This is a genomic window from Prevotella sp. P3-122 (assembly GCF_002251365.1).
Taxonomy (GTDB): Bacteria; Bacteroidota; Bacteroidia; order Bacteroidales; family Bacteroidaceae; genus Prevotella.
On the sequence record NZ_NPJH01000025.1, the window covers coordinates 36,818 to 61,393 of the forward strand.

9 protein-coding genes are annotated in these 24,576 nt (G+C 50.2%); all 9 read right to left on the reverse strand.

All coding sequences use genetic code 11. The features are described 5' to 3' along the window. Positions 1-80: 80 nt before the first annotated feature. The 9 genes from CIL02_RS05330 to CIL02_RS05370 all read right to left on the reverse strand — a co-directional run bounded on the left by CIL02_RS05330 (position 81) and on the right by CIL02_RS05370 (position 24,576). Positions 81-2,168 (reverse strand): fasciclin domain-containing protein, encoded by a 2,088-nt coding sequence (locus CIL02_RS05330; RefSeq protein ID WP_094399693.1) that lies wholly within the window; start codon positions 2,166-2,168, stop codon positions 81-83. Between the two features lie 19 nt (positions 2,169-2,187). Next, positions 2,188-3,915 carry a RagB/SusD family nutrient uptake outer membrane protein gene (locus CIL02_RS05335; protein WP_094399695.1) on the reverse strand — a complete coding sequence of 576 codons (1,728 nt, stop codon included), beginning with the start codon at positions 3,913-3,915 and terminating at the stop codon, positions 2,188-2,190. Between the two features lie 34 nt (positions 3,916-3,949). Further along, complete coding sequence (locus CIL02_RS05340; protein WP_094399746.1) at positions 3,950-7,351, reverse strand: SusC/RagA family TonB-linked outer membrane protein; 3,402 nt, start codon at positions 7,349-7,351, stop codon at positions 3,950-3,952. Positions 7,352-7,378: 27 nt separating this feature from the next. Next, positions 7,379-10,198, reverse strand: a complete 2,820-nt coding sequence (locus CIL02_RS05345) for a fasciclin domain-containing protein (protein WP_094399697.1) — start codon at positions 10,196-10,198, stop codon at positions 7,379-7,381. 572 nt (positions 10,199-10,770) lie between these two features. Continuing rightward, positions 10,771-13,560: a carbohydrate binding domain-containing protein gene (locus tag CIL02_RS16285; protein ID WP_094399699.1), complete on the reverse strand. Its 2,790-nt coding sequence runs from the start codon at positions 13,558-13,560 to the stop codon at positions 10,771-10,773. Positions 13,561-13,750: 190 nt separating this feature from the next. Further along, the gene (axeA1, locus tag CIL02_RS05355; protein WP_094399701.1) at positions 13,751-15,202 is read right to left on the reverse strand and encodes an acetylxylan esterase AxeA1; all 1,452 of its coding nucleotides are present in this window, start codon (positions 15,200-15,202) and stop codon (positions 13,751-13,753) included. Positions 15,203-15,549: 347 nt separating this feature from the next. Further along, complete coding sequence (locus CIL02_RS05360; RefSeq protein WP_094399703.1) at positions 15,550-18,600, reverse strand: DUF4982 domain-containing protein; 3,051 nt, start codon at positions 18,598-18,600, stop codon at positions 15,550-15,552. A gap of 103 nt (positions 18,601-18,703) precedes the next feature. Further along, a complete protein-coding gene (locus tag CIL02_RS05365) occupies positions 18,704-23,203 on the reverse strand; it encodes an autotransporter-associated beta strand repeat-containing protein (protein WP_094399705.1) in 4,500 nt (1,499 codons plus the stop codon). Between the two features lie 128 nt (positions 23,204-23,331). Beyond that, positions 23,332-24,576 carry a rhamnogalacturonan acetylesterase gene (locus CIL02_RS05370; protein ID WP_094399707.1) on the reverse strand — a complete coding sequence of 415 codons (1,245 nt, stop codon included), beginning with the start codon at positions 24,574-24,576 and terminating at the stop codon, positions 23,332-23,334.

Below are 24,576 nucleotides of genomic sequence, written 5' to 3' on the forward strand. Positions count from 1 at the left end.
TATGTGTGCTGTTTGCGTGATGAGGGCAACAGCCATGGCCTGTTGTTTGGGTCAGGCCGCTCCCTCATATATGGCTGTCATCAGAACCAGTCCTCGGAGTACATGGTATTGTCGACAACGTTCATTGGAACAAACTCTACGAAGTCGAGCTGCCACTTCAGGTCAGAGTCATCGTTGATAACGTTCTTGAACCTGAACCAGAACTCATCGCTCTGCTTGACGTTGACAACGCCGAGCACCCTACGCAGGGTTACGACACCATCACCACGGCAGTTCTTGGTCGTCTTGGTATCACCATCATCGCCCGGGTGTCCGCAGAAGCTGTACGGGCCACGCATGTATCCACGGTTCTTCATGGCCTCATCGGAGGCTACGCCCATGTCGTCCTCCTCATAGAATGCTGTCCAGCCGATACGTGGGTCACTTTCCTGTATGCGGACATCAAGAGGAATACTCAAGGCCGTCATCTCCTGCACGTTCTTGCTGGTACCCCAGTAGAACTGCATCATACCGCCGTGACCCATAGGAGAGTAGAACAGGCGGAACTCGTAGAGTCCTGACGGAACAGGAGGCAACTTTATGGCCAGGTCGTACTGTCCCCATCCCTGGAAGGCATCAGCCTGGTAAGCGCGGTAGTCACCCTTGACGTTGTATCTCAGCTTTGTCTGCTCGCCATTGTAGCAGATGACGTTGTCGAAATAGTCTACGGGGAAAGCCAGACGCGCGCCACTGTTGCCACCGTTCATTGCCGACACCTCGCTCATGAGCATATACCGGAAGCCGTTGTTGATGAACTCCGGAAGGAATGTAGTGGCCTCGAAGCGCAGACGCTCATTGAGTACTCCGTCCGGCACCTGCTCATTATATACGAGCATACCCTTGATAGGATGGATGTAACCATTGTATGCCGTGATATCAAGACGTTCAATCTCGATACCTGGATTTACGAGCGTATGGTTGGTACCGCGGGTGCCCACCTCGTTGGTGAGGGTATTGAATGTCTGGTAGCGGTTGATGTAGAGAGTATTGCCAGGCTGAGGCTCCCATATCTTGAGCAATGTGTGGGGCAGCATGGTCTCATAGTAGTCGTATGGGTCAGCTCCGTTGACATAGTTCCACTTGCTGGTTCCCAATGGCACACCACTCTTTTTCTCGAATACCAGCTGGTCCTGAGCCATAGAGGCGTAGAGTATGTGGTAAGCCACGAACATGTTCAGGGCATTCCAGCGGTTTGTATAGTCGTTGCCCGTGCTCACGGTGTGTCCCTTCTCACGGATGTAGTCATACCATGCAGCGGCACCACCATAAACTTTATTTGCATAGTTCACGAGGTCCTCGAAACTGTTGATGCCGTTGGCACGCATCACCTCATCACTCTCGGCAAAGATGGTATATCCAATCTTGCACTCTGTTGGACAATAAAGCTCACTTCCGTTAGTGTCGGTGATGTCTGCAGGTTTGTCAAACTTCGTTGTTCGTGTACCGTCGGAGAGTGTGCGGTACTTCATCGACTCCTTAATAGAGTCAACGAGCCCAGTCTTCCTGAGCGCCTCGTTGAAGATGGTGTAGCCCTCAAGACGGTCGAAGGTGTCGCCCAACAGACGGGAAGAGCGTGGCACTACCCTATTGAGCTTGTGTACCAGACCGTTGGTCACCTCATTGTCCTCACTTATAATGGTTGAGACATTGTTGAGTACCGTACGACCAAGTGAGTCAACTTTCGAGGATATTGGTCTGCCGAGCATTGTGGTGATAGTGGCACCACTACCGCCCATCTCTATGATGCTGTAGAGACCATTGGTGAGATGGTAGCGCGCGATGTCATTGCACAAGCTGTCGTTAAGTCCCTCGAGCGAGTTGGCTGTCATACCGTTGTGTGGTATGGAGGCCTCCGGGTCATTGTAGAGACTGTCTATATACAGTGCCACACCCTCGTTTGAAGGCGCATAGCAGGTATACTGCCCGTAAGAGGCCATCATACGGTCGAGACCCACGCGTGTCAGAATATAGTTGAACGATGTCAAGTCGCTGTCTTTCTGAATGAACGTCTCTATGGTCTCGCCTGTAAAGGTGTACAGGTTGGACTCGTCCGGCTCCTTGTTGCAGGCACCCAGAGCAACCATGATGGCCAACATGCCTAAGCAGGCTTTGAAAAATTTCTTGTTCATATTTGGTTGTCCTCCTTTATTAATAGTTCTTCTCATATTCAGAATCACTCCTGTATGCGGGATTCTGATGCAGGTTATAGTTTACATCGATGTCGCTCTGGTTGACAGGCATATACAGATAAGGCTCCGTGCGCATCTTTGATGCTGCTGCGGCAGCACCTGAAGTGTATTTTCTCGTCACGAGGTTCAGGAATGTAGCATCGTTGCGTGTAAACTCCTTACCTTCTTCCTGCTGCTGGTAAAGGGTCTTGCCGTATTCTATACCCTCTACATGACGGAAATTGTAGCGCATGAGGTCGTACCAGCGCTTGCCCTCGAAGCACAGCTCGCGCAGACGCTCTGTCATGACGAGCGGCTCCAAGTCAACACGCGTCTTGTAGTAGTTGAACTTCAGTGAGTCGCTGGCAAGGTTGCCAGAATAGAGCGAGCGGTTATTGACAGCCTGCACAAGGTTGAAAGCCTGACGCAGACGTATGTCATCATCATCCACTGCAAGCTGTACCTGTGCCTCAGCCTTCATAAGCATCACGTCGGTAAGACGGTAGAAGATGTAGTTCTGGGCGAAGCGGTCGTACTGGCGAGATTCGTCGCGCCGCTTCATGCCTGCTGCACCAACAGGGTTGTTGACAGTCAGTGCTGTGAGTGACACCATCTTGCGTATGTCATATGCCTCAAGGTTGGTGTTTGGTTCGAAGACATTGTTGATAAAGCGGTAGTCACCCGTCTGAGTATACACAGGCTGTCCCGTTCCGACGGTACCGAAGATTGACGCAGCCCTGACATAGCCTGATGGCGAATTGTTCTTGGCGTACTTGAAATACATCTGGCAAAGGGCAGAATTGGAATTAGAGTTTCCATTGTACTGCAGCTCGAAGATGCTCTCCTCGGCGTTCTGGTCAATATAGAGTTCCTCGAAAGCCTCACGGCCATCGGCAAGGGGATATTCATTAACCTGTATCTCACCGCGGTCAGGAGTATGCTGAGCCTGCTTCGACGCAATCACCTTGTCGCAGTAGTCTACGCACTTCTGGTAATAGTTTGCATCGTGGTGAACAGAGCCAAGCCAGAGATATATGTCTGCCAGAATAGCGTTTACGGCATCGCGGTTAATCCATCCCACCCTGCGCCAGTCGGTGAAGGCAGACGGGTCGAGTGCGATAGTCTCAGCTTCTTCAAGGTCTTTGATACACAACTGAAGCACAGAGTCGGGGGCAAGCTGCGGAATGTTCATCTCCTGGCTGCTCGTCATATACGACTTGGCCGAATATGGTACATCGCGGAAGTTGCGCACAAGATAGAAGTAGCACAACGCTCTCAGTGCGAGCATCTGCGAGCGGTCGGTGAGGTAGTCGCCCTCGGTATATGACGGGTCAATCTCCATAACCTCCGGTGCCTTGTCGAGAACGATGTTGCAGTTGTTGATAACCTTATACAGACATCCCCATGTAGCAAAAGTGTTGGTGGTCTGTATGTTCACGGCATCAATCTCGGTGAGTGCGTTAACTGTAGCGTTGGCATCAATACTCACCATTTTCAGCTCGTCGGAGCGGAAGTCACCCCAAACGATAAGGCGGTTGATGACATCGGCAGAGAGCATGGACTGGTAAGCGCCGTTGACCATCTGTGCAACCTCGTCTTTAGTCTTCCAGAAGTCCTCGTCCACAGTCTTGTCATCGGGAAGCAGCACGGTGTCTACGCACGACACCATGGCGAGGCTTGCCAATATGATTGAAATATACTTTTTCATATCTTAGTATGTTTGCTATATATATAATAAGGTGTTAGAAGCCTACGTTCAGAGTAACGGTGAACGACTTGGCCCTTGGAGTCTGAGAGTCATCGACAGCAACGCCCCATCCCTGTACAGATACCTCAGGGTCGGTGCCGCTGTACTTGGTCCAGCAGTAGAGGTTGTTGACGCTCAGGTACATCTGAAGCTGGTTGAGTCCAAGGCTCTTTATCATCTTCTTGTCGAAGTTGTAGGCAAGCTGCAGGTTGTTGAAGCGTACAAACGAGCCGTTCTCCACGAAGCGGTCAGAAGCCTGATAGTTGTAGCCGGCATTGTACATGGCTCTTGGGATAGGAGTCACGTCACCATCCTTGCGCCAGCGGTAGTTAACGGTAGCGCACTGGTTGTATGGGGTGAACATGTTCTCAAGGTTCATGCGGGCAAGGTTTACGACCTTGTTGCCGAAGCGGTATGCGAAACGGGTCTTCAGGCTCCACTTGCCATACTTGAAGGTGAAGTTGAAACCTCCCTGCACCTTTGGCAATGAGTTGCCAAGGTATACGATGTCGAGCGCATTGATCTGTCCGTCGTTGTTGATGTCCTCATATATGGCATCACCACCACGGAAGACGTATGTCTGACTGCCGTTGCTGTAGTTGTAGACAAGATGCTGAGGGTGTCCCTGGCTGGTCATGAGCACCTTGCCGTCTGATCCGAGCACGACGGGGAATGTCTTGCCCTCGGCAAGCTGTGAGTTTATCCATGCCTCATATTCTGTTGCTGACAGTCCGTGCTCCTTCTGGTAGTTCTCCAGATAGTCGTAGCCATACTGGTATACGCCCTTATATCTGAAGCCATAGATGGAACCGAGTGCGTTACCCACCTGTATACGGTTGGTATATCCTGTCGAGCTCTTGCTGGCCGGACGTGTTGTTGCACTCCACTCAGTATTGATGGCATCAAGAACCCTCTGGTCCATCTCCTTGATCTCGTTGAAGTTCTGCGCCACGTTCAGGCTGGCGTCAAACGAGAACTTGCCAATCTGCAGAATCTTCTTGCCGGAGATGTTAAGCTCCCATCCCTGGTTGTTCATCTTGCCGACGTTAGCATAGGAGAGGGTGCCGTAACCGGTAGTTGAGGGTATCTTCACATTTGTCATAAGCAGGTCCTGGGTATCCTTGTTATACCAGTCGAAATCTACCTCTACGCGGTCGTTGAAGAAACCGAGGTTGAAACCAAGGTTTACGGATGTGGTCTTCTCCCAGCGCAGGTCGTCAAGTTTCAGACCATCAATGGTAGCAATGGTGAACAGGTTGTTGCCGTTACCGTATGAGCCGCCATTGGTATTGTAGGTAGAGTAGAACAGATAGTCGGCATTCGGAGCCTTACCGTTGATACCCCAGCTGGCTCGCAGGGCGAGCATAGAGAGGAACTTGTCACGCAAAGGCTTCATGAACGACTCGTCGATGACGTTGTAACGTGCAGCCACTCCAGGGAAATACGCCCACTTGTTCTTTGGGCCGAACTTAGAGTCACCATCAGCACGCAGCGAGAAGTCGAGAATATAACGCTCCTTGTAGGAGATATGGCCATTGTAGAGCCAGTACTGCGAGTTGGAACGGCTGTTGCCACTGCTCATGTCTTTCAACGCACCCGGTGTAGTCGGCGAATCGATACCGTCAGGCAGCGAGTATTCCTCAATATACTGATTGTTGCTCTTCGATGTTGTCATCTCGTAGCGGAAAAGCATCGTAGAGAACCAGTCTTTGTTGCGGAAAGCCGGAGTAAACGTCATCTCCGCACGCGCGCTCATCTGGAAACGGTTGTTCTCGGTGTTGGTCGCCTTGTTGTATGACGTGTCAGTCCACTTGTTTGTGGTGAGCGATGCCGGATAGTATGTAGGCAGAGAGTGGGCATAGATATCGAAGTCCACACGTCCCGTGAAAGTCAGGCGCGACTTGTCAGCGTCAATGCCCAACAGCTCATACTTGAGCGTGAAGTTAGGCGTGATACGGTAGGTCTGGTCTTTCTTCCAAGCCTGCTCCGCAATGGCGATAGGGTTGCCGAGGTCTCTGATTTTAGAAAGCTCTGACGATGAATAGTTGCCGGTATATGGCGACTGGCCCGAAGGAGCGACAGGGTTCATCAGATAGAACTCATTAGTATCGCTACCGTCAGCATTCTGTCTGTAGATGCTCATGTTTGGAGCCAGCTTCTGGGCGATACCCAACAGTCCGGAGTAGTTCTGGTTGTTGTTGGTATATGTAAGCGCGAAGTTGGTAGAGAACTTGATGCGGTCGCTCACATTGTAGTCAAGCACCAGACGGGTAGAGAAACGGTCAAGGGTCTGCTTGATGATAGAACCAGTCTGATGGTCGTAGCCAGCAGAGATACGGAACTGAGCCTTCTGTCCACCACCCGTGAGGTTGACGTTGTATGAGTGCATCTGTCCAAACTGCTTCACAGCCTTCACCCAGTCGGTGTTGTTGTTCCAGTTCTCATACTCGCTCCAGCTCTGGTCGTAGTTCAGCTCAGCAATATTGGTAGTGGCATTTGATGCCTGCTTGGGGTTGTAGAACTCCTCCTTCATAAGCATGGTATAGTCGTCACCATTGAGGAGTTTATAACCGTCTGGCTGCCATGTGCCTGTGAACTTGTACGAGAAGTTGACACGTGTCTTGCCCCTGGCACCACGCTTGGTGGTAATCTGGATAACACCATTCGAGCCCTTGGAGCCCCATACTGCTGTAGCGGCGGCATCCTTGAGCACCTGTATGCTGGCAATATCCTCGACGTTCACCGACAACAGCGAGGCATACTGCTCCTCGTTGGCATTGGAGAAGTCGAAGGTCTCGTCGGGATTGTCGAAGATACGGTCATCGACAACGATAAGTGGCTGTGCGTCGCCGTTGATGGTGGTGACACCACGCAGACGCATGGTGGTACCAGAGCCGAGGTTACCGGAATTAGACACGATGTCGAGACCGGCAATCTCACCCTGCAACGCCTCGTCGGCACTGGTGAAAGCCATACCCTCGACGCTGCTCATGTCGAAAGTCTGCTGGGCTACGGACACCTCTCTCTTAGGGATGAACAGACCGCCCGAGCCCATACGCGTACCTTTTACTACTACTTCCTGTATGGTGTGGCTGTCCGACTCAAGGACGATGTCGAATACTTCCTTGTCGCCGACGGTGATGGTCTTTGTCTTGTCACCGACAAACGATATTCGCAACTTGTTCTTGGGGCTTTTCACCTCCATGGAGAAGTTGCCGTTGAAATCGGTCTGTGCAGCAGAGACAATACGGTTGTTGGCATCAATCTCAGTGATATTTGCCATCATAACCGGACCCATGGCGTCGCTGACAGTACCTGATATACGCTTGCTCTGCGCCATCATCGTGAGAGAGGCGGCGCACAGACAGGCTGTAAGCAATAATTTCTTGTTAGACATAATCATTAGTCTTTAGTGTTTGTTTGATTATTTCCGCTTGCTCTGTGCCTTGGCCCCAGCCATGACAACGTTAGGATTCCATGATGGCTTGCCCTGGGCATCCTTGTACAGATAGAACGGAGTAGCTATCTCGTGGACAGCACAGAAAGAAGATGTGGTGATGGATGTCGCCGACGTCCTGGACGAATTGAACCAGTAGTCACGAGCCATGGCATTGGCAACACGGCCTGTAGCATTGGCATCGACGGTGTGGGTCATGCCAATAGCGTCGGTAACGTTGATCTTGCCGTTGCCTCCCGTCACCTCCAGCTCACGTGCCAGACCAAGCTCGTTGGTGGCAAGACTCTGGTAGGTACCATCCTCTACAGTATTGTCGGCATAGAGTGAGATGCTCTGGAAGTGGTATCTCACGAACTCGCGAAGAGTCTTGATGCGGTTGAGCACGTCGGCACGCACGCTTTCGGGAGCTTCCTCTCCTTCCTTGGTATACTGCTCGAAAAGGTTCTGTATGTCAATCCACCTTGGCAGGCCATTGGCATAAGCCTCTTCCATGGCTGCATTGTCGGGAGCGTAGAGAGTATAATTATATGTATTGAACATCTTCACGTTCTCATCGAGGCAGGCTGCCTTGACGGCATTGTTGCCCGTACCGTAGGTAGATGTAAAGATGATGTACTGGTCTTGCTCAGTGGTGTTGAACGAGTTCAGCTCGTCTGAGATGCCGGCCCACTTCAGAATGTCCGTTGCCGAGAAGCCCGAGCAAACCTCATAGAACTCAGAGAACTGGTCGCTGTTGCGGAGTGTCTTCGACACGCTGTTCTGCGGAGCCTGTATGATATGGTCGAGACGGAACGCCTTACCGTTCTTTTCATTGTAGACATCCTCTATGAGTGATGCGGGAACACCATTGTCAATCTGGGCACCACTGACGATGCTGCTGCCCTTGCTGCCGTCGCCGACCAGCATAATCTCACCGCCATGCTTGGTCTTGTAGAACTTGTTGTTGCCAAACTGCTCACCAGAGTTCAGCAGCACGGTGTGATAGTTCAGGATGTCCACCAGCTGGCTCGAGCGCTGCTTGATGTCCTGCACCTCACCAATGCGCTCGCCAACCTCACCTGTTGCCGGGTTATAATAGTATCTGTCGCAACGTATTACCGGGGTATGCTTGGCATCATAATAGAAGTGGAGCACCTCCGGACGCGTATGTCCGAGCGATGCGGGGTCGATATAGAAGCAGTTGAACGCCTCGTCATCAGGAATGAAGAAGGCATAGTTGGCACTCATGGCAAGGAGGTAGAACTTGAAGTCTACACCAAGATAACTGCGGTCCTGAATGGCCCAGTTCATAATCCTCATGTCGGGATATGACGATGCCGGCGCCAAGACAGCCTGGTACTCGTCAGGAGCTAACATCTGGTTGAGGACATAGATTACTCCGTTGTTTGCAATCTTGATATCGTACTTGCCGTCCTGCTTCTGCTTCAGATAGCCGAGGTTCATACCCATGTTCTCGCTGGCATCGTTGATGATGCTGGTAAACTTGCTGGGCACCGTCTCTACAAACGAGTTCTTCTGAAGGTTGCGGATAAAAGCCGAAATCACTTGCGGGTTCTTGACGTGCAGTGAGTCGAGGTTCTCCAGAAGGTTGTCCTCAGTATTGTCCTTCGTACCATAAATATCAATGAGGAACGCTCCGTTACCTCCAGGCAGGAAATAGTCCTTGATGGCCTGGTCACAAGGTACGAACATCGCACCCATATCGGTAATGCTGTAGTCGATTGTGGACTGGTTGGCATGTGCTGGATAGTATTGGTTCCATCCCGGGTCATACGTCAGGTAACGTCCCTGTCCCAGAGTGATGCCGTCTGGGTCTACAATAAGCGTATTGTTCTGCGAGCGTGAGCTGAGATAGCGTATCTGGAATATAGAGTCCTTCAGAGGACGTCCGTTGGCTATTGCCCAGTCGTTGTAAAGATTAGTTGTGGTAGCATCATAATATGGAGCGGAGAAATAGTCGAGCATCCTGCTAAAGATGCTTGTCTCCTCATCGTCCCTGAGCACCTGTGCCATATTGCCCGGCGGAACAAGCACATCCTGCAGCTGCTGTATGTAACCGTTCATACAGGTGACGTCACGGTTGATGATGCGGTCGTTGAAAATGTATGCCGGCTTCTCGGTATCATCATACGCCTCTCCGGTAAGGATAGAGAAGTCGCTGTTCTCCCCGATGGTGGTAATGTTGTTGTTCACCATCTGCTCACGGGTGAAGTGTACCATCATCGGACGTGTGTTGTCGCTGACAATGTCTATGCCACTACCGTAATACTTAGTCCACCAAGAGTTGTTCTTAGGCATCTCTGTCGGTCCATAGAGATGCGTAATGGAGTCAATGACACTGACAGAAGTCGGATGCTTGAGGCCGAGACCGCCTGTGATACCGTCGGTACCGCCACTAACATTTGACAACATGCTTACCAACAGCGCATTGTCAATCATGGATGAATAGAGCAAGATTTTCTTCTGTGCTTCCGAAAGGTCTTCGTAACGGCCTACTCCCCACTTGTTGTTCTGGAAGAAACGCTCGAAAGCCTCATCATTGGCTGGGAACACAGTCTTGCTGCCAGTACGCGACAGAGTAGAAGAGTAATTCAGGTCATCAACAAGACGAAGGTACGTGCTGAATGTACCGGTCAGATGCCCCGGATTAGGATTCTTCAACTCCTCGTAGATACTTCCGCCAAGCCACTCAGGCTTCGACTCAGAATCTACCGGCTCATCCTTGTCCACGCACGAGGTCATCAACCCAGCACAGACTAAAGAGATACTGATGAAGATTTTTTTCATAAAAGTTTTAGGTTTAATATTTGTTTTATTTGTTTTATACAAGTAGTTCTTTGGCTAAAAACGTTTTCAATGTGCAAAAATACCAAAAAAAATCGGTATCAACAAAGTATAAAGGTACGAAATTTTGCCCACACGTAGGTTTTTACCGAAATAAATCATAAATCAAAGTATTTTGCCAAAATACAGGGTTTCACCGATGGCACAATATCCAAGGAAAATATTTCGCCATTAGATGCGGACAAAAGTCTAACCTCGGGCTCTTCTATGACAAGAGAAGACAAGATAAGTAGCAGCGCCCTGATATTTGTACATCAAACTGTACACCCTATTAAATTAAATAAAATATATCTGCAATGGCCTAAGAATACGTATGCATCTCGGATAAGGTTAATAACCTTACGGCATTAAGGTTATTAACCTTACGGCCTTAAGGTTATTAACCTTATCGGCAATGCAAGCAATATACATAGGCTACGCAACCATTAATGGCTGTCAATTAATATGGCTGAGGAGTCAAAAGAAAAAGCTGACCCGCAGGCCAGCTTTTCCTTATATTGGTTACGTATCGCTAATTACTTCACGATAACCTTCTTGCCGTCAACGATGTACAGACCCTTAGGCAGAACATCCTTGCTGTCGGCAACCTTCACACCAGACAGTGTGAATACGCCCTTCTGTACATTTGCAGCAGGCTCGGCAACAATACCCTTGACACCAGAAACAAGGATTTCGGCATTCTTCAGTGCGTCTGCGAGCTTCAGGTAAGCAGTCATCTTCTCATTTAGAGTAGTAGCACCATTTGCATATTCTACAGCATAACCGAGGTTGATGTAAATACGGCTATAGGTCAGATGACAGTCGGCAGCTATTGTAGCATCCTCTGCAAGCTGTGCGAGGCTCTCGTATTCTGTAGTTGCCTTAGCCAGACTTGCTGCAAGAGCTGCATCAAGATCGGTCTTGAACTTGTCGGCCGGTCCCATATAGCGAACGTGGTTGCCACCGAAGTTGTATGTATTGCAGAGAAGGTTGTTCATACCATCGAAACCAAACTCAACAGTCTCCTCAGCATCGCCGGTCTTTTCGAAAACAACAGCGAACTGCTCTGGATAGTAGTTACCATACGAATAGACATTGTCGAGATAGTTTGCAAGGTCGGTATGTACCATGTGAGCACCTATAGAGTCGGCTGCATCGGCAAGCTTGGCATAATAGTACACACCACTGTTCACGGTACGGTCACCATCTGTTGAACCTTTCTCGTTGCAGGCAGATGCCTGGCATGAGAGAACATATACACCTGACCTAAGAAGGGCAACATTCTGAGAAGCCTTGTTCAAAGAGAATGCTGTATAACCACGCCACATGGTGAGGTGTGTGGCATTTTCATAAACAGACAGAGTACCCTTCTTCCAACGTCCGTTGTCTGTCTGGCCTGTCATTGTCCAGCCTTCTACATTGCTCTGGTTAGTGAACTGTGCAAAATATGGATTTACGATTTCTATTTCACTTGGGTTAGCCAATGACGCTGTAGAAGCCTCGAAGGCGAACTGTGCCTCAACGAGCTCTGCCTTGGCAGCAATCATGTTGTTGGCAACCTCCTCGCTGTATTCGGCGGTAACACCATCAACAAGAGCCTGAGCCTTATTGATAACGGCAAGGAAAGTAGCCTTGTCACCGGCAGCGTTCTGCGGGTTGTTGTAGCTCTCGTTAGCTATGACGAGCTGTGCCTTGAGGTCGGTATAAGGAGCATTGAGGGCATAGTAGTCCTGGATGGCTGTACGCACCAGACGCATGCTCTGCATAAGAGAGTCGGCTGCCTCAGCAAAGAGGTCCTGGCCCGGCTGCTTGGCAGAGAGGCTTGTGTAGGCACCCTCATAATAAGTGATACTCTCCTGGAGAGCGTCCTTGCCCCATGGGAACTCAGCCTTTGCCTTTACGGTTATTGCAGAGTCGAGCATTACCCTGAGAGAATTTGCCTGAGCAGCAATTTCCTTCAGTGTAGCATAGTTGACGATGTAAGCCTCCATCTGGCCATCGGAGTTGTCACCAATGATGCGGAGTACGGGAGCCTGCATATATACTGTACCGCCAAGCCCGTTGTCTACAGATGTGGCTGGATGCCAGAAACCGGCATTGAGAGTCTCGCCTTCAGCAACATCGGCTACAACGAAATGACGCTCGAAATTGCGCTGGTCGAGATTGAACTTTACAGAGTCGTTGCCAATGAATACGGCTGCACCCTCTACTACGTATGTATAATCAGGATTATAGCGTACGCTGGCTGCGGTACCTGCCATACGGTATCCCATTGACTCACATGAGAAGAAGTACTTTCCTGAAGGCAGCTCCTTGACAATCTTTGCAGTACCTGCACTAAGGTTATAAGTTCCCTGTATGTAATGACGAATAGAGGGACTGGAAGCTGGATCGTGGAACCAGCGTGCATCACCGTCAAGATACCAGTCGCCCAATGTCTCGCCGCCGCCCTTCTTCTGCAGCTTGGTTGTCCACAGAGCCTTGCCGTCTATTTGTGAGGTGAGGTCGTAGGAGTTGGCATTGAGGAACTCTGTTTCTGCTTCGATGAAGCTGTTGAGTGCGTCTTGAGCACCTGAGGGATCCTCAGCTTCAGTAGACTCAAAGAAGCCCTTGATGCTCTCGAGCGTTCCCTGAAGCTCTTCCTTGCCGTTTACCATACCTTCGATGTTAAGCAGAGCCTCGGCATAGGCAAGCTCTCTGTCAGATATACGTGTATCGAATACCTCTGTTACCTCCCTAACCTCAACATCAGAAACCTGTGTGCCTGCTGTGAGCTGTCCGAATGTAACGACGATATAACCTGTTGAGCCACCGGTAATGGTGTCGGTGAAAGAGTAGGAATAGCTTTTCCAATCAGCAGTAATGGCATCTGTTGTTGCCACCTGGCAGAAATTATCAGCTGTTTTGTTCAACGACCCATCGGCATTGGCATATACGTCGATGTAGTTTGTGGTCTGTGGAGTAATAGAAGAGGTCACAGGGTCAACACCCTTAACCTTGAATGTGATGATGTAGCTCCTACCAGACTCGTAGGGTACAGCCTGATACATGTAGTTGCCTGTCAGGTCAGCGGCGCCATTGGTACACTGTATGACTTTTCCGCCATCTTCTGATGCCTCTATTGACCAGTAGTCAGGACTGAGAGCCCCGTCTGCGTAGTCTTTCCAACCATCATAGTTGGCTGCAAAGTTACCATTGGTGAGAATGTTTTCACCAATAACCTTGAATTTTGCCGTATTGGTATAGACATAGTCACCCACATTGTAGGCAAACGATGTCATTGCACCAATGACGGCTGCGAATGAAAGGAGTAATCGCTTTTTCATAAAGTTTTGTTATTAAGTTATAAAAAAATTGGTATTTGTTTTAGATTTCTTTTGTGGATGACGGTTAGTTCCACATAGTTGTTCCGCTGCAAAAGTAAATAAAACAAACGACACCTGCAAGCAAAAATCCTCCGTTTTTCTGAAAAATCCTCCGTGCAGGTGTCGTAATATCAAAAAATATAGTAAAAAATCATTTTTTCAGCCTTCTTTGCCTTGCTTTTTTGCCTTTAGGTTGAGGTAAGGGCTTGGTTATCTCCGCTGCTACTATTGTAGCCATCTGGCGTGCACCTTCCTTTGTTGGATGTATCATGTCTCGCTGTATCTGCTTACCGTCATTGTTGTTGAAAGCCGTATGCAGGTCGATGACTTCAAGAGCATTATTCTTTGCCACCTTATATATAATAGGTATAACGCCATTCACTATGGTGCTGTCGTTGATGGTCCACTGTGTCTTGAAGGCAGGTATGGGAGTGGCCAGGAAGATGCGGGGCTTTGACGGGAGAGCCTTCAACGAGTCTACCATCTGCTGCATGTCGCCCTGGAACTCGGCGGAGTATTTCCAGTTGGCAGTCTTCGAGTCGTTGGTGCCGAGTTTTATCACCACTATATCAGGATTGAAGGCAAGCGCATCGCGCCACGCCAGTTCTTTCATATACGGATGGTCGCCCTTGTTGAGCATGGTCCTCGCCCCTACTCCAAAGTTCCTGACATGATAATCCTCACCGAGTATCTGCTGCATCTGTGCCGGATAGCCGTTGACCTCAGCCATGTCTATGCCAGAGCCGTCGGTTATGCTGTTGCCTATGCACGCTACTCTCTTTGCATCTGCCTTGTGTACGGGCAGGTTGTTGAGCCAGGTGGTAAGCTCCATAGTCATCTGGTCATGGTAGGCAAAGGTATTACGGAATCCCCAGCCGTGACCGCCTGTAGGGTAGACATACATGGCACAAGGATTGCCGGCCTTGCGCATGGCCTCGTAATAGCGCATGCCGTTGGTAAGAGGAGGCACCACGGCATCGTCGGCAGACATCAGGATGATGGCAGGAGGAGTAAGGTGTCGGCGCACGGCATTGTAGTTAGTCCAGTCCTTCACGAGACTCTTGTCACTGCGCCCGTCACCAAGGAAGCCAACACAAGAGCCCTTGTGCGTCTCCTTCTCATCCATGGAGACAACAGGATAGAAAAGGATAGAGAAATTAGGACGGGCGTCGAAAGGTGCATGGGTACTGACAGAGGAAGCTAAATGGCCGCCTGCAGAAAAGCCCATTATACCGACATCATAAGGATTGACATGCCACACGACGGCACTGTCACGGACAGTTCGAATGGCATTGTATGCATCGGCAAGAGGGATGTTTCTGTCACCGTTTGGCATGCGGTATGTAAGCACACAATAGGTGATGCCTTGAGAGTTGAAATAATCAGCCCAGTCGTAGCCCTCGTGGTTCATTGCCAAATGGGAATAGCCTCCACCAGGACATCCTACTATAGCTCTGCCTGAGGGCTTTTCAGGCAAGAACACTTCAAGCTGCGACTTTCCGTCGGGAGAATTTACAAGCTTAACCTTACGTGCCGTCTGAGCCTCAGATGGAGCAGCAAAGAACAATGGCAGCAGGAATGCCAAACAAAATAGTTTTTTCATTTTTGGGTAATTTGTTTTATTTCAGATTGTCTTATAGTATAAGTATGGCTATTTTAGAAACGAAAAGGATAAGACATTATTGCCCTGTCCTTTTCGTTTTTTTTAAGCTGACAAGCAGACGAGTAGAAGTTCACGTCGGTGATAATCGCGCTGAAAGCGCAAAAGCACATAGCCCAGGGTAAATGTAGCGTAGCGAAATGACACCCTGGGGATTGTCATGTGGGTGACGGTCGCGCTGAAAGCGCAAAAGCGCATAGCCCAGGGTAAAGCGTAGCGACACCCTGGGCTATGCGCAGGTTGCCCTTTCAGGGCGTTGTTACTGATATTTGTACATCAAACTGTACACACTATCTACTTGTCAACCTCAAAAAATCAATTTCCACAATCCTCAGCTCAACCTTCCCTTTCTTCGACACCAATCTGTCGAGCTCTCCTGCATTGCCGCCCGCGAGTTCCTTAGTGTCTCCAAAGGCGTTGCTGTCTGTCGATGGGCCGAGCATCCTAATGGTAAGCGACTTGGTCTCTACTGTCTTGCCTAAAGGTATATGAACATAACCCAATGTGGCATAGGTCATACCCTTCCATATCTCCTTCTTGCCGGCGAAGATGGCTATGGGGTAACATTTGTTGCGCCATCCCGTGAGCTTCATCACGACCTCGTCCACCTTCTGCTTCTTTCCGAAATTATATGTTGCCCAGGCATTCTCCAATGTTCCGTCACTCTTCCATTCCGACAGCTCGTTATCGTCATAGGATTGTGACAGACTCTCACCGTTGGAGCCCGCTGTAGCAGATACGATGTCTACAGAACGTGCCACATCGGTATAGGAAGGCGTCTGTGGTGTCTCACCCCTTGCAAGAACAGGCTTCAGAGTGAGCGAAGGGTTATAAGTGCCCATACCGCTATTGGTATCTACTGCATTGGTATGAAGGGTAATTGTCACAGGCTGCAATCCGTCAGCGGCTGCCGTAAGGTTTATGTCTCCTGCATTGACAGAACTCCGAACCAGCACCCTGTTCACACCGCAGTCTACAGGCAGAGAGGGCAGGCCTACATAGTTGCCGAAGTCGGTGACGGTCTGTGGGCCGTCGAGCATACCCTCCTTGCCATTATGACTGTTGGCTTTACCCTGCTCTTTTCTGTCTTCAGGCATGGGTGCGGCTATACCGCCAAGCAGTTGTCCCTCGCCCCACAGATGGAAGTTAACCATGCGGTTGTCCAACGGGCAACGACGTCCCTCCCTGTCAACGACCTCTACCTGCACTATAGCAAGGTCGGCACCGTCGGCCTTGAAGCCTTCGGGGTTCTGGACGGTTGTAATCTTGAGATGATGCGGCTCGCCGGCAGTCTCTACCGAATGTCTGCTTGTCTCCTGGCCATTACGATAGCCTACAGCCATAAGGGTACCTGGCTCAAAGGCCACATCGTTGAAAGTGAAGAGATACTGATGGCTACGGCTTCCCCACCCTATCGGCTTGCCGTTGAGCAACAGCTGTACACTGTCAGCATTAGAGGCTACATACACTAGCTTCCGCACACCGGCATCATAATTCCAATGGCCAACAATATAGGTATGGTCGCGCTCAGGCTCTACCCATCCGTCCCACATCACCTGATGCACATAGTAGGCATCCTTGGGTATGCGCATGGCATCGGTGACACCACTCGTACGATAGTTCACCTCTCCACGCCAGTGGGTATTGGTATCAGAGAAGATAATCTTAGTTCCTCCGGCATTGACCCTCTTGCCAGTACCTGGACGCTCGAGCCAATAGTCATACCATCGCTCAACCATAGTCTTGGCAAAGATGTCCATATTGTGGTTGTAGTCGTGAGCAGGCTTGCCACGGTACAGAGGGCCATCGCCTTCCTTGTGGAACGGATAGCTGTACTCATCCCAATACTTGCGCAGTCCCTCGTCACGATGGTATTCCATCTGCCACATAGGGTGCTTTGCGCTCTTGTTGACGTAGAGCATCTCGCCGCCATACTCAGCCTCATCTATATCGAGCATCTCACGGCTGCCGATGGCTCTGCCCCCATGTGGATCGTATTTGTCGCGTACGGCCTTTAGCTCAAGCATGTGCTCGCGGCTTATGCTCTCGTTGCCTCCCTCATAGAAGAGTATACTCGGGTTGTTGCGGTTGTAGATGATGGCATCGCGCATGAGCATGACACGTTGTTCCCAACGGCGGCCAGTGACATCCTTCTCCGCGTCGCCGGCTGGCATGGCCTGTATGAGTCCCACCCTGTCGCAGCTTTCTATATCCTGCTTCCAGGGAGTGACATGCATCCATCTGACCAGATTGCCTCCCGACTCTACGAGCAAGCCGTTGCTGTAGTCGCTCATCCATGCCGGCACGCTCATGCCAACGTATGGCCACTCGTTGCTTGTACGCTGGGCATAGCCATGCATCATGATAACACGGTCGTTGAGCCATATCTTACCTTCTGCAAACTGTGTCTTACGGAAGCCTGTGCGTGTGAGAACCTCGTCGGAGACTGCCCCATTGTCGTCTATTACTGATGTTGCAACAGTATACAGATAGCCATAGCCCCAGCTCCAGAAATGCGCATCCTCAAGCATGGCGGCCGACTTAGCAACAGTCTTTGAGCCTGCCCCAACAGTAAACCGCTGGCTGTCGAAAGAGAGGACTTCCTTTCCGTCGACATCCTTTACGACAGTATGTATTCGGAACGACCTGTCGGCGTTTCCCTCATTAGCAACTTCAGCCTCGACGTTCACCCTTACCTTGCGGCCTGCTATGTCATAGTCAGTACCATAGACATAGGTACCCACGGTACCGAGGTTGCTGTACAGCGGCAAGGTCTGGTAGAGAGTGCCGCAACGGTGCAGCCATACGTTCTTTGGTATGCCACCGTAGTTGGCGTTGAAGTTCTTGTCGTTCCACTGATAGCGGCTGCCAGTCGAGCGCTCTCGGTATGTCCAGCTGTTGTCCGTCCTTACGGCAATGACATTCTCTCCTTTTATGATATAAGGTGTAAGGTCGAAGCCGCAGGCCATCACACCATTCTCTGACAATCCGAGATGATGGCCGTTGAGATAGAAGTCGGCACCAAAGCGCACACCCTCAAACTCAACGAAGTACTTCATGCCGGCAACCTCGTCAACGGTGAAATGTTTCCTATACCATACTATAGTGTCGGAAAGGTCGTGGCAGGCAATCTTGAATGCCTCGCCATCGTTCCATGCCCTTGGCAATGTAACATTCAGCCATGCATGGTCGTCAAAAGACGCCTGCTGTGCGTTTTCCGTATCGCCGACATTCAACAGCCAGCCACCATTAAAATTCAGCTTTTGCCTCTCGACGGCTGTTGCCTGAATTACAGACAACAGCACGGCAAGAATACATACAGTTCGTTTAATCAGTTTCATAGAAGCTTGTTTTTTGATATTATTGTCTACAAAGGTAAGACAAATAGCTGAATATAAAATGCAAAATGCGTATGATTTTTGGTAAAACCATACGCATTTTATATTACTTGACTACAATCTTCTTGCCATTTTGCAGATATACGCCTCGCGGCAATCCGTCGGCAGAGGTTGCGTTCTTTCGAACAAGCTGTCCTCTGAGGTTGTATATGTCATTGGTTTGAGAGGCGGCGTCGCCCGCAACGACCTCTATTGCTGTCGGGTCAGAGACAACGGTCAACACACCTTCGGCAACCTTACTGGTGTCCCACTTCAGTCCAGGTGTAAGCTCAGGAAGCAGCAGCTGCGGTGTGCCGGTGAACGATGTGGCTGTCCAAAGGTTCACGGTATCGCCCTCCTTGGGAGTATAGGATGCCAACAGGTTGACCTCAACCGTACCGTTCATCGTAAGCTTGTTGATATCGTAGATAGTAGTGTTGTTGGAAGAAGCCTTCCATATCACATACCGTCCTGTTGACGAGAAGGTGACATTCTTGTTGCCAAATCCAATCTTTCCTGTAGTGGCCTTGGCATAAGCACCGGGACGCAACTCACCGTTTATGGTGAAAGAAGAGTTGTCGAGCGAGCCCGTGCCAGTGACACCACTCATGGTAGCTCCATCGTCAACGATGAGTGTTCCGGTACCGAGTTTCTTTCCTGTTGTTACAACAAGCTCACCTTCAGAGACACGCACCGTTCCGGTATTGTCCCATACGCCACTAACGGTCATCTTTCCGGTTCCGGTCTTTACAAACGATGTTCCGGTGCCTGTCACCTTACCCGACCAACTGAAGTTTGACGCGTTGCCAACTTTCCATGTGTTCGAGCCCGATACGCCATCGTTGCTGAAAGAACATACGCCACCAAGGTTACCAGAACCTGTCACCTTACCAATCTGGAATGTCTTGGCTGAGTTCTGAACCTCTATGCCTGCATCGATATCGAGTGTGCCCTCGGGCATGCCATAGCTGTTGTCGAGAGTGAAACGGTAGTCTTTTGACGGAACAGCAGGCTTCAGCGTACCTGTAAACCCTGAGAAGTTGCACTTTATCGGCGTACGTGGAGCCATCCATGAGCCACCATCCACCAAAGGACAGTATACGGTAAGAGTACCCTCACCGGTCACCTTGTTGGAATAAGTGCAGCGGTTCCCAAGATTCCAGCGTGCGGCCTTGCCCTTTGCCACGGTAATAGGATAGCTTGTAGACCCGGTCTCCTGAAGGGTACCACCCTGCAGCTCTACCAGTTTGGCAGGATATGTGCTTCCGGAGTTTGTCACGGTACCAGCAACAAGTACGAGCTTGTTGAGCAGCGTGTTGTTGGTCGTGAGGATAAGAGAGGCACTACCCTTCTTAGTGAGCATTGTACCTGATATAGACCTGTTGGCAGTGAAGTCGTAGAAGGCGTCTATCACACCACCCTCCTCGGTCTCCATCTTCATTGGCGAACCAAGTGTAACGGCAGCCATGTTGCGAAGCGATGCACCATTCTCTATAACCAGCTTGTCGGATGTAGTGGTCACACCTCCAAGATTGCCTGTGGCAGTGATGTCGTTTGCAAGAGCCTTTACCGAGAGCACACCGCCGGAGATACGGGTTCCACCAGTGTATGTATTTAGTGTCGATATGGTCGTTGTTCCTGTGCCGCGCTTTACGAGAACGGTGTTACCCGTAATGGCGCCCTCACCCTGAATGGTATATGAAGAGGTGTTGTCGAAGATGACGCTGTCTGCCTCTATCTCGGCATCAAGAGTAACCGTCTTCACAGCCGCGTCCTCACCGAAGAGCACCTTGTCGCCATTGACGAAGTTGATTGCAGCCTGGTCTTCCTCAGCTACGAAGTTCTCTGTTGTTGCCACATCCCATACACTGCCCTGCGAGCCTGTCCATACCACACTTGTAGCATCGCGCAAGCCGTAAACGACGAGGTAGAGACTGGTTCCCTCTAATTCAAGGGCACATTTCTTGGTGTTGTCAAGTCCAAGGAGATTGATATTGGCTATGTCGCCATCAATCTTCTCGAATGTTCCGAGCAGGTATTTGCCTTCTGTAAGTCCGTTGGCACCTGTAACGGCAAACTCAAACACAGGAGTAAGATATTCGGGGCCGTACTTCCAATCCTTTGTTTCTATAGAGAGATACTTCGACTTTATATTGTCTGACGTGGTGTTGTCGGTATTGATATCGAAGACCACCCTTGAACCAAAGCCAAGCTTGAGACTGTCTACGGTAATAGCAGATATACCGTTCTCGCCACCTGGGCGAAGCCTTGAGTCGTAGTCCATCCTGATGCTGCGGAATTCTCCGCCAACGGTGTTAAGCTCTGCAAAGCGGTTGAGCCATAGCGACGAGTTGCGCATAGTACCGTCGAAGTCTACCCTACCAGCCCATATATCCGTATTGCCGGTATGTGTAAAGTCAGCCTTTGGTAGTACGAGGATGCCGTCACCCTGCTTTACAAGACGAGCGTCTCCTGCAAGACCTCCACCACTGACAGCACAGGTAAAAGTATCGTATGTTATCTTGTAGCTCTTCGACGAACATTCGCTCGGAGCTGAACCCTGCACCCAAGTAGGAACATTGAAAGTCAGTACGTGTGGCTTTGCACCATCCTCAATGCTAACATTAATATTCGCATTCTCATATACAAGCACATGTTTGTCGTTGAGAGCGGAAGCAACAGTTCCTCCGTTTGCCACTTCCGTGCGGCCAGTTGTCGTAAGAGGAGGAGGAGCAATGGTGATGCCCTCGAGCTTGCCAAGGAAATAGCTTGCGTGAGGAGGCTGGTTGTAGCCGCACATCTGCCATACCATGGCGTTACGGTACTGATGGTCGTGCCATAGTGAATAGTTACGGTATTCGGTAGATGTCGGTGTTGAATATATACGTATATTGTTGTCGGCAGTACGCATGATTATCTCCTCACGCCAGTCACCAAGTATGTCGCCCTGATAGCATGGTGTGCCCTTGGTATCGTTGTTGGTCATCGAGCCTTCACATGTATATATAGGTGACCAGCTGCCATATTTAGCTATGCAGCCCGCCGTATTCTTTCCGCTTACATAGTTGAATGTCTCCTCGCAGAGATCGCCATCCCAGTAGATGCGGAAGTTGGTGTTAACGCCTGTTGTACCAAGCCCCGGGACAGCTCCGTTGGTAACAGTGCTGATAGCACCTTCACGTGCAGAACATCCGATAGCACCTGGGAAGTCATCACAGAAGTTTCCGCACATCGAACGCCCGTCATCGTTACCTGCATTATATCTGTGATATATCTTGCTTGTCGTGGCATCACGATAGTTGTTGCCCGGTTGGTCTTCGTTGCAGGCATATATCTCCTGCCCATGAATATAGGGGTTGAAGTCGCCGCAATGCTGTGCGTCACCGTGTCCGAAACCTGTGGTGGAAAGTCCCTTGCCGTTGTCGTCTATGACCATGGAGCCAAAGCATATCTCATCACGTCCGTCCCAGTCGACATCGGCAATGCCGAAGTTATGATATCCCTGTCCCTTCCACGGTCCATTGGTATTGTTGAACCATCTCCAGCGCTCCTTCAGCGTGTGTGTAGCAGGGTCGACATCGTATGCAATCATCTTGTGTCGTGTGTATATACCACGTGCAAGGAAGATGCTTGGTTTCTTGCCGTCGAGATAAGGAGCACCGAAGAAGTGCTTGCTTGAGCGGTGTCCGTAGCCGTCGCCCCAGGCAGCCTCAAGGTTTGTCTCGCCAGTCTCCAGACGTTTCAACGGGTATTCGATGCACTGATATGGCTTTCCTGTCTCGCCGTTCATATATACAAGATACTCAGCACCGTCGTGCATGAACCAGTTGGTGCCACCACCTGTTGCGGCGCGATAGTTCTTCGATGCATCACCAACAACGTAAGTAGTACCATCGGCACAATGGATAGTGGTACCGTCGGCAGCGCGCATCACAGCCTCAGCCTTGCCGTCACCGTCCCAGTCGTATGCCACTATGTTCTGCTCGTTGTTCTGGAAGTCACCCATGTTAGGTCCACAGTTAACCCACCACAGTCGAGTACCGTCAAGTTTGAACACTTCAAAGATACTATATTCTCCGTTATAGCCATCACGCGGATAACTTGCCCGTTTCTCGCTTTCGTTGTCGAACTTCATGAGTATCTCCAGCTCACCGTCGCCGTCAACGTCGGCACAGCAGGCATCGTTGGGCACAAGCGTGCTTGTGATGTCCTTATGTACGAGCTTTATCTCCTTATAGCTCGATGCCCATACCGACACGGGCGCGCACTGAGCCTGCTCCGTACCACGTACCACGGCAGAAACAGAATACTTGTTGACAAGTGTTCCTGAAGCATCCTTGAAGTTGGAGACGCTCAACGGAGCATCATTGAGCTTCACACCATCACGATAAACGTTATAGGTTACATCATAATACTCCTCGGCAGGTATACGCCAGTTGACATACACACCACCGGAGACTTTCATGGCGACAAGTCCTCTGTCGAGCTTGTCGGTTGCTCGCTGTGCATTCATGCCCATGGCTACTGTCATGAGCATGGCTGTAATAAGTATTTGTTTAATTCTCATATTTTTAGGTTATTGGTCTGTTAGTTAATAAGTACAATTAGTCCGATATCTATATTTATTTCTGCAAAGATATTAAAATTTATGGAAAGAAGGTTATCCTTTCCATGAATTTAACATTTTATATTCTATCAGTTACCATCCGGCTTAGTTGTCTCAAATATTGGTGCGAGATACCAATTCCATGCATTGAAATCGTCTGGCGACTCTGGCGCGAAGTCCTTCCAGTCGGAACGCAGATGACTGACGAAAGGCATGTTATGCTGCTTCATCCCCATGACCACCATCTTGGCAACCTCGTATGCACCCCATGTATTGAAATGAGTATTGTCGGCCAGTTCCTTGTCCTGTCCCTGGAATGTTCCGGCAGGATAATGTACGAGGGCACGCTTGCTGTTCTCTTCGCCAAGCGTCTCGAAGAAAGTGCGGGTCATATCGTGTAGCTCGATGACTGGAACGTTCTCACGCCGTGCGACAGCACGCATGGCATCGGGGTAGTCGCCATGGGTTTCCTGTATCTTGCCATTCTCAAACTTGCGACGTTGGGTGGGAGTAAGGAATACTATGTGCCCCTTCTTCTGACGGACGAGGTCAATGAACTTCTTCAGATTGTAGGAGAAGTTATACCATGCTCCAGAGCCTGCACCCTTCTCTTTCTGGTCATTATGACCAAACTCGCAGAACACATAGTCGCCCGGCTTCATCGAGGCAAGTATCTTATCAAGTCGGTTGCCTGCAAGGAACGAACCTGCCGTCAGGCCACTCTCAGCATGGTTGGATATGGCCACGCCATCATCAAACCACCGGGGTATCATCTGTCCCCAGCTGGCCCATGGCTCCCGACTCTGGTCTACTACAGTAGAGTTGCCACAGAGAAACAGCGTTATGGCGGTATTGTCAGGCTCTACGCTGACACTTGTCACGGTAGGCATCTGGCCATTGAACTCCAGTGTAAGCCGGTCGTCCCAGTTAAGGTAGTCACGCTCGCGCTCCTTGAGCTTCACGCTCATCTTGTCGCTGATATATGGTGAGCGCTTGTTTACGACAAAGGAGAAAGTGAGCTGTTGTCCCTTACGTGTAGCAGTCTCCTCCAACAGGAGACGTCTGTTCTCAGCCCTGACAACAGTGTTTCCCTTATGCTTCTTTGAGCCTATAGTGACAGTAACCTTGTAGTTGCCATCAGGAACTTTCACGGAGAAGAATACTGGCCGGGAAAGTCCGGCCTTCAGTTCCTTGGCAGTTGGAGCTTCAACAACATCCCATCCATAGCCTGTTGCATCAGAATAGGACGGCTGCGGGACAGTCATATCATACGTTTGAGCGTTGGCACATGAAAAACACGCCACAAGGGCGGTTGCCAAAAAGAATTTTCTCAT

Bases quoted from the DNA above. Each gene is read 5' to 3' on its own strand.
- CIL02_RS05330 (WP_094399693.1), bottom strand. From the start codon at position 2,168: ATGAACAAGAAATTTTTCAAAGCCTGCTTAGGCATGTTGGCCATCATG.
- CIL02_RS05335 (WP_094399695.1), bottom strand. From the start codon at position 3,915: ATGAAAAAGTATATTTCAATCATATTGGCAAGCCTCGCCATGGTGTCG.
- CIL02_RS05340 (WP_094399746.1), bottom strand. From the start codon at position 7,351: ATGTCTAACAAGAAATTATTGCTTACAGCCTGTCTGTGCGCCGCCTCT.
- CIL02_RS05345 (WP_094399697.1), bottom strand. From the start codon at position 10,198: ATGAAAAAAATCTTCATCAGTATCTCTTTAGTCTGTGCTGGGTTGATG.
- CIL02_RS16285 (WP_094399699.1), bottom strand. From the start codon at position 13,560: ATGAAAAAGCGATTACTCCTTTCATTCGCAGCCGTCATTGGTGCAATG.
- axeA1 (WP_094399701.1), bottom strand. From the start codon at position 15,202: ATGAAAAAACTATTTTGTTTGGCATTCCTGCTGCCATTGTTCTTTGCT.
- CIL02_RS05360 (WP_094399703.1), bottom strand. From the start codon at position 18,600: ATGAAACTGATTAAACGAACTGTATGTATTCTTGCCGTGCTGTTGTCT.
- CIL02_RS05365 (WP_094399705.1), bottom strand. From the start codon at position 23,203: ATGAGAATTAAACAAATACTTATTACAGCCATGCTCATGACAGTAGCC.
- CIL02_RS05370 (WP_094399707.1), bottom strand. From the start codon at position 24,576: ATGAGAAAATTCTTTTTGGCAACCGCCCTTGTGGCGTGTTTTTCATGT.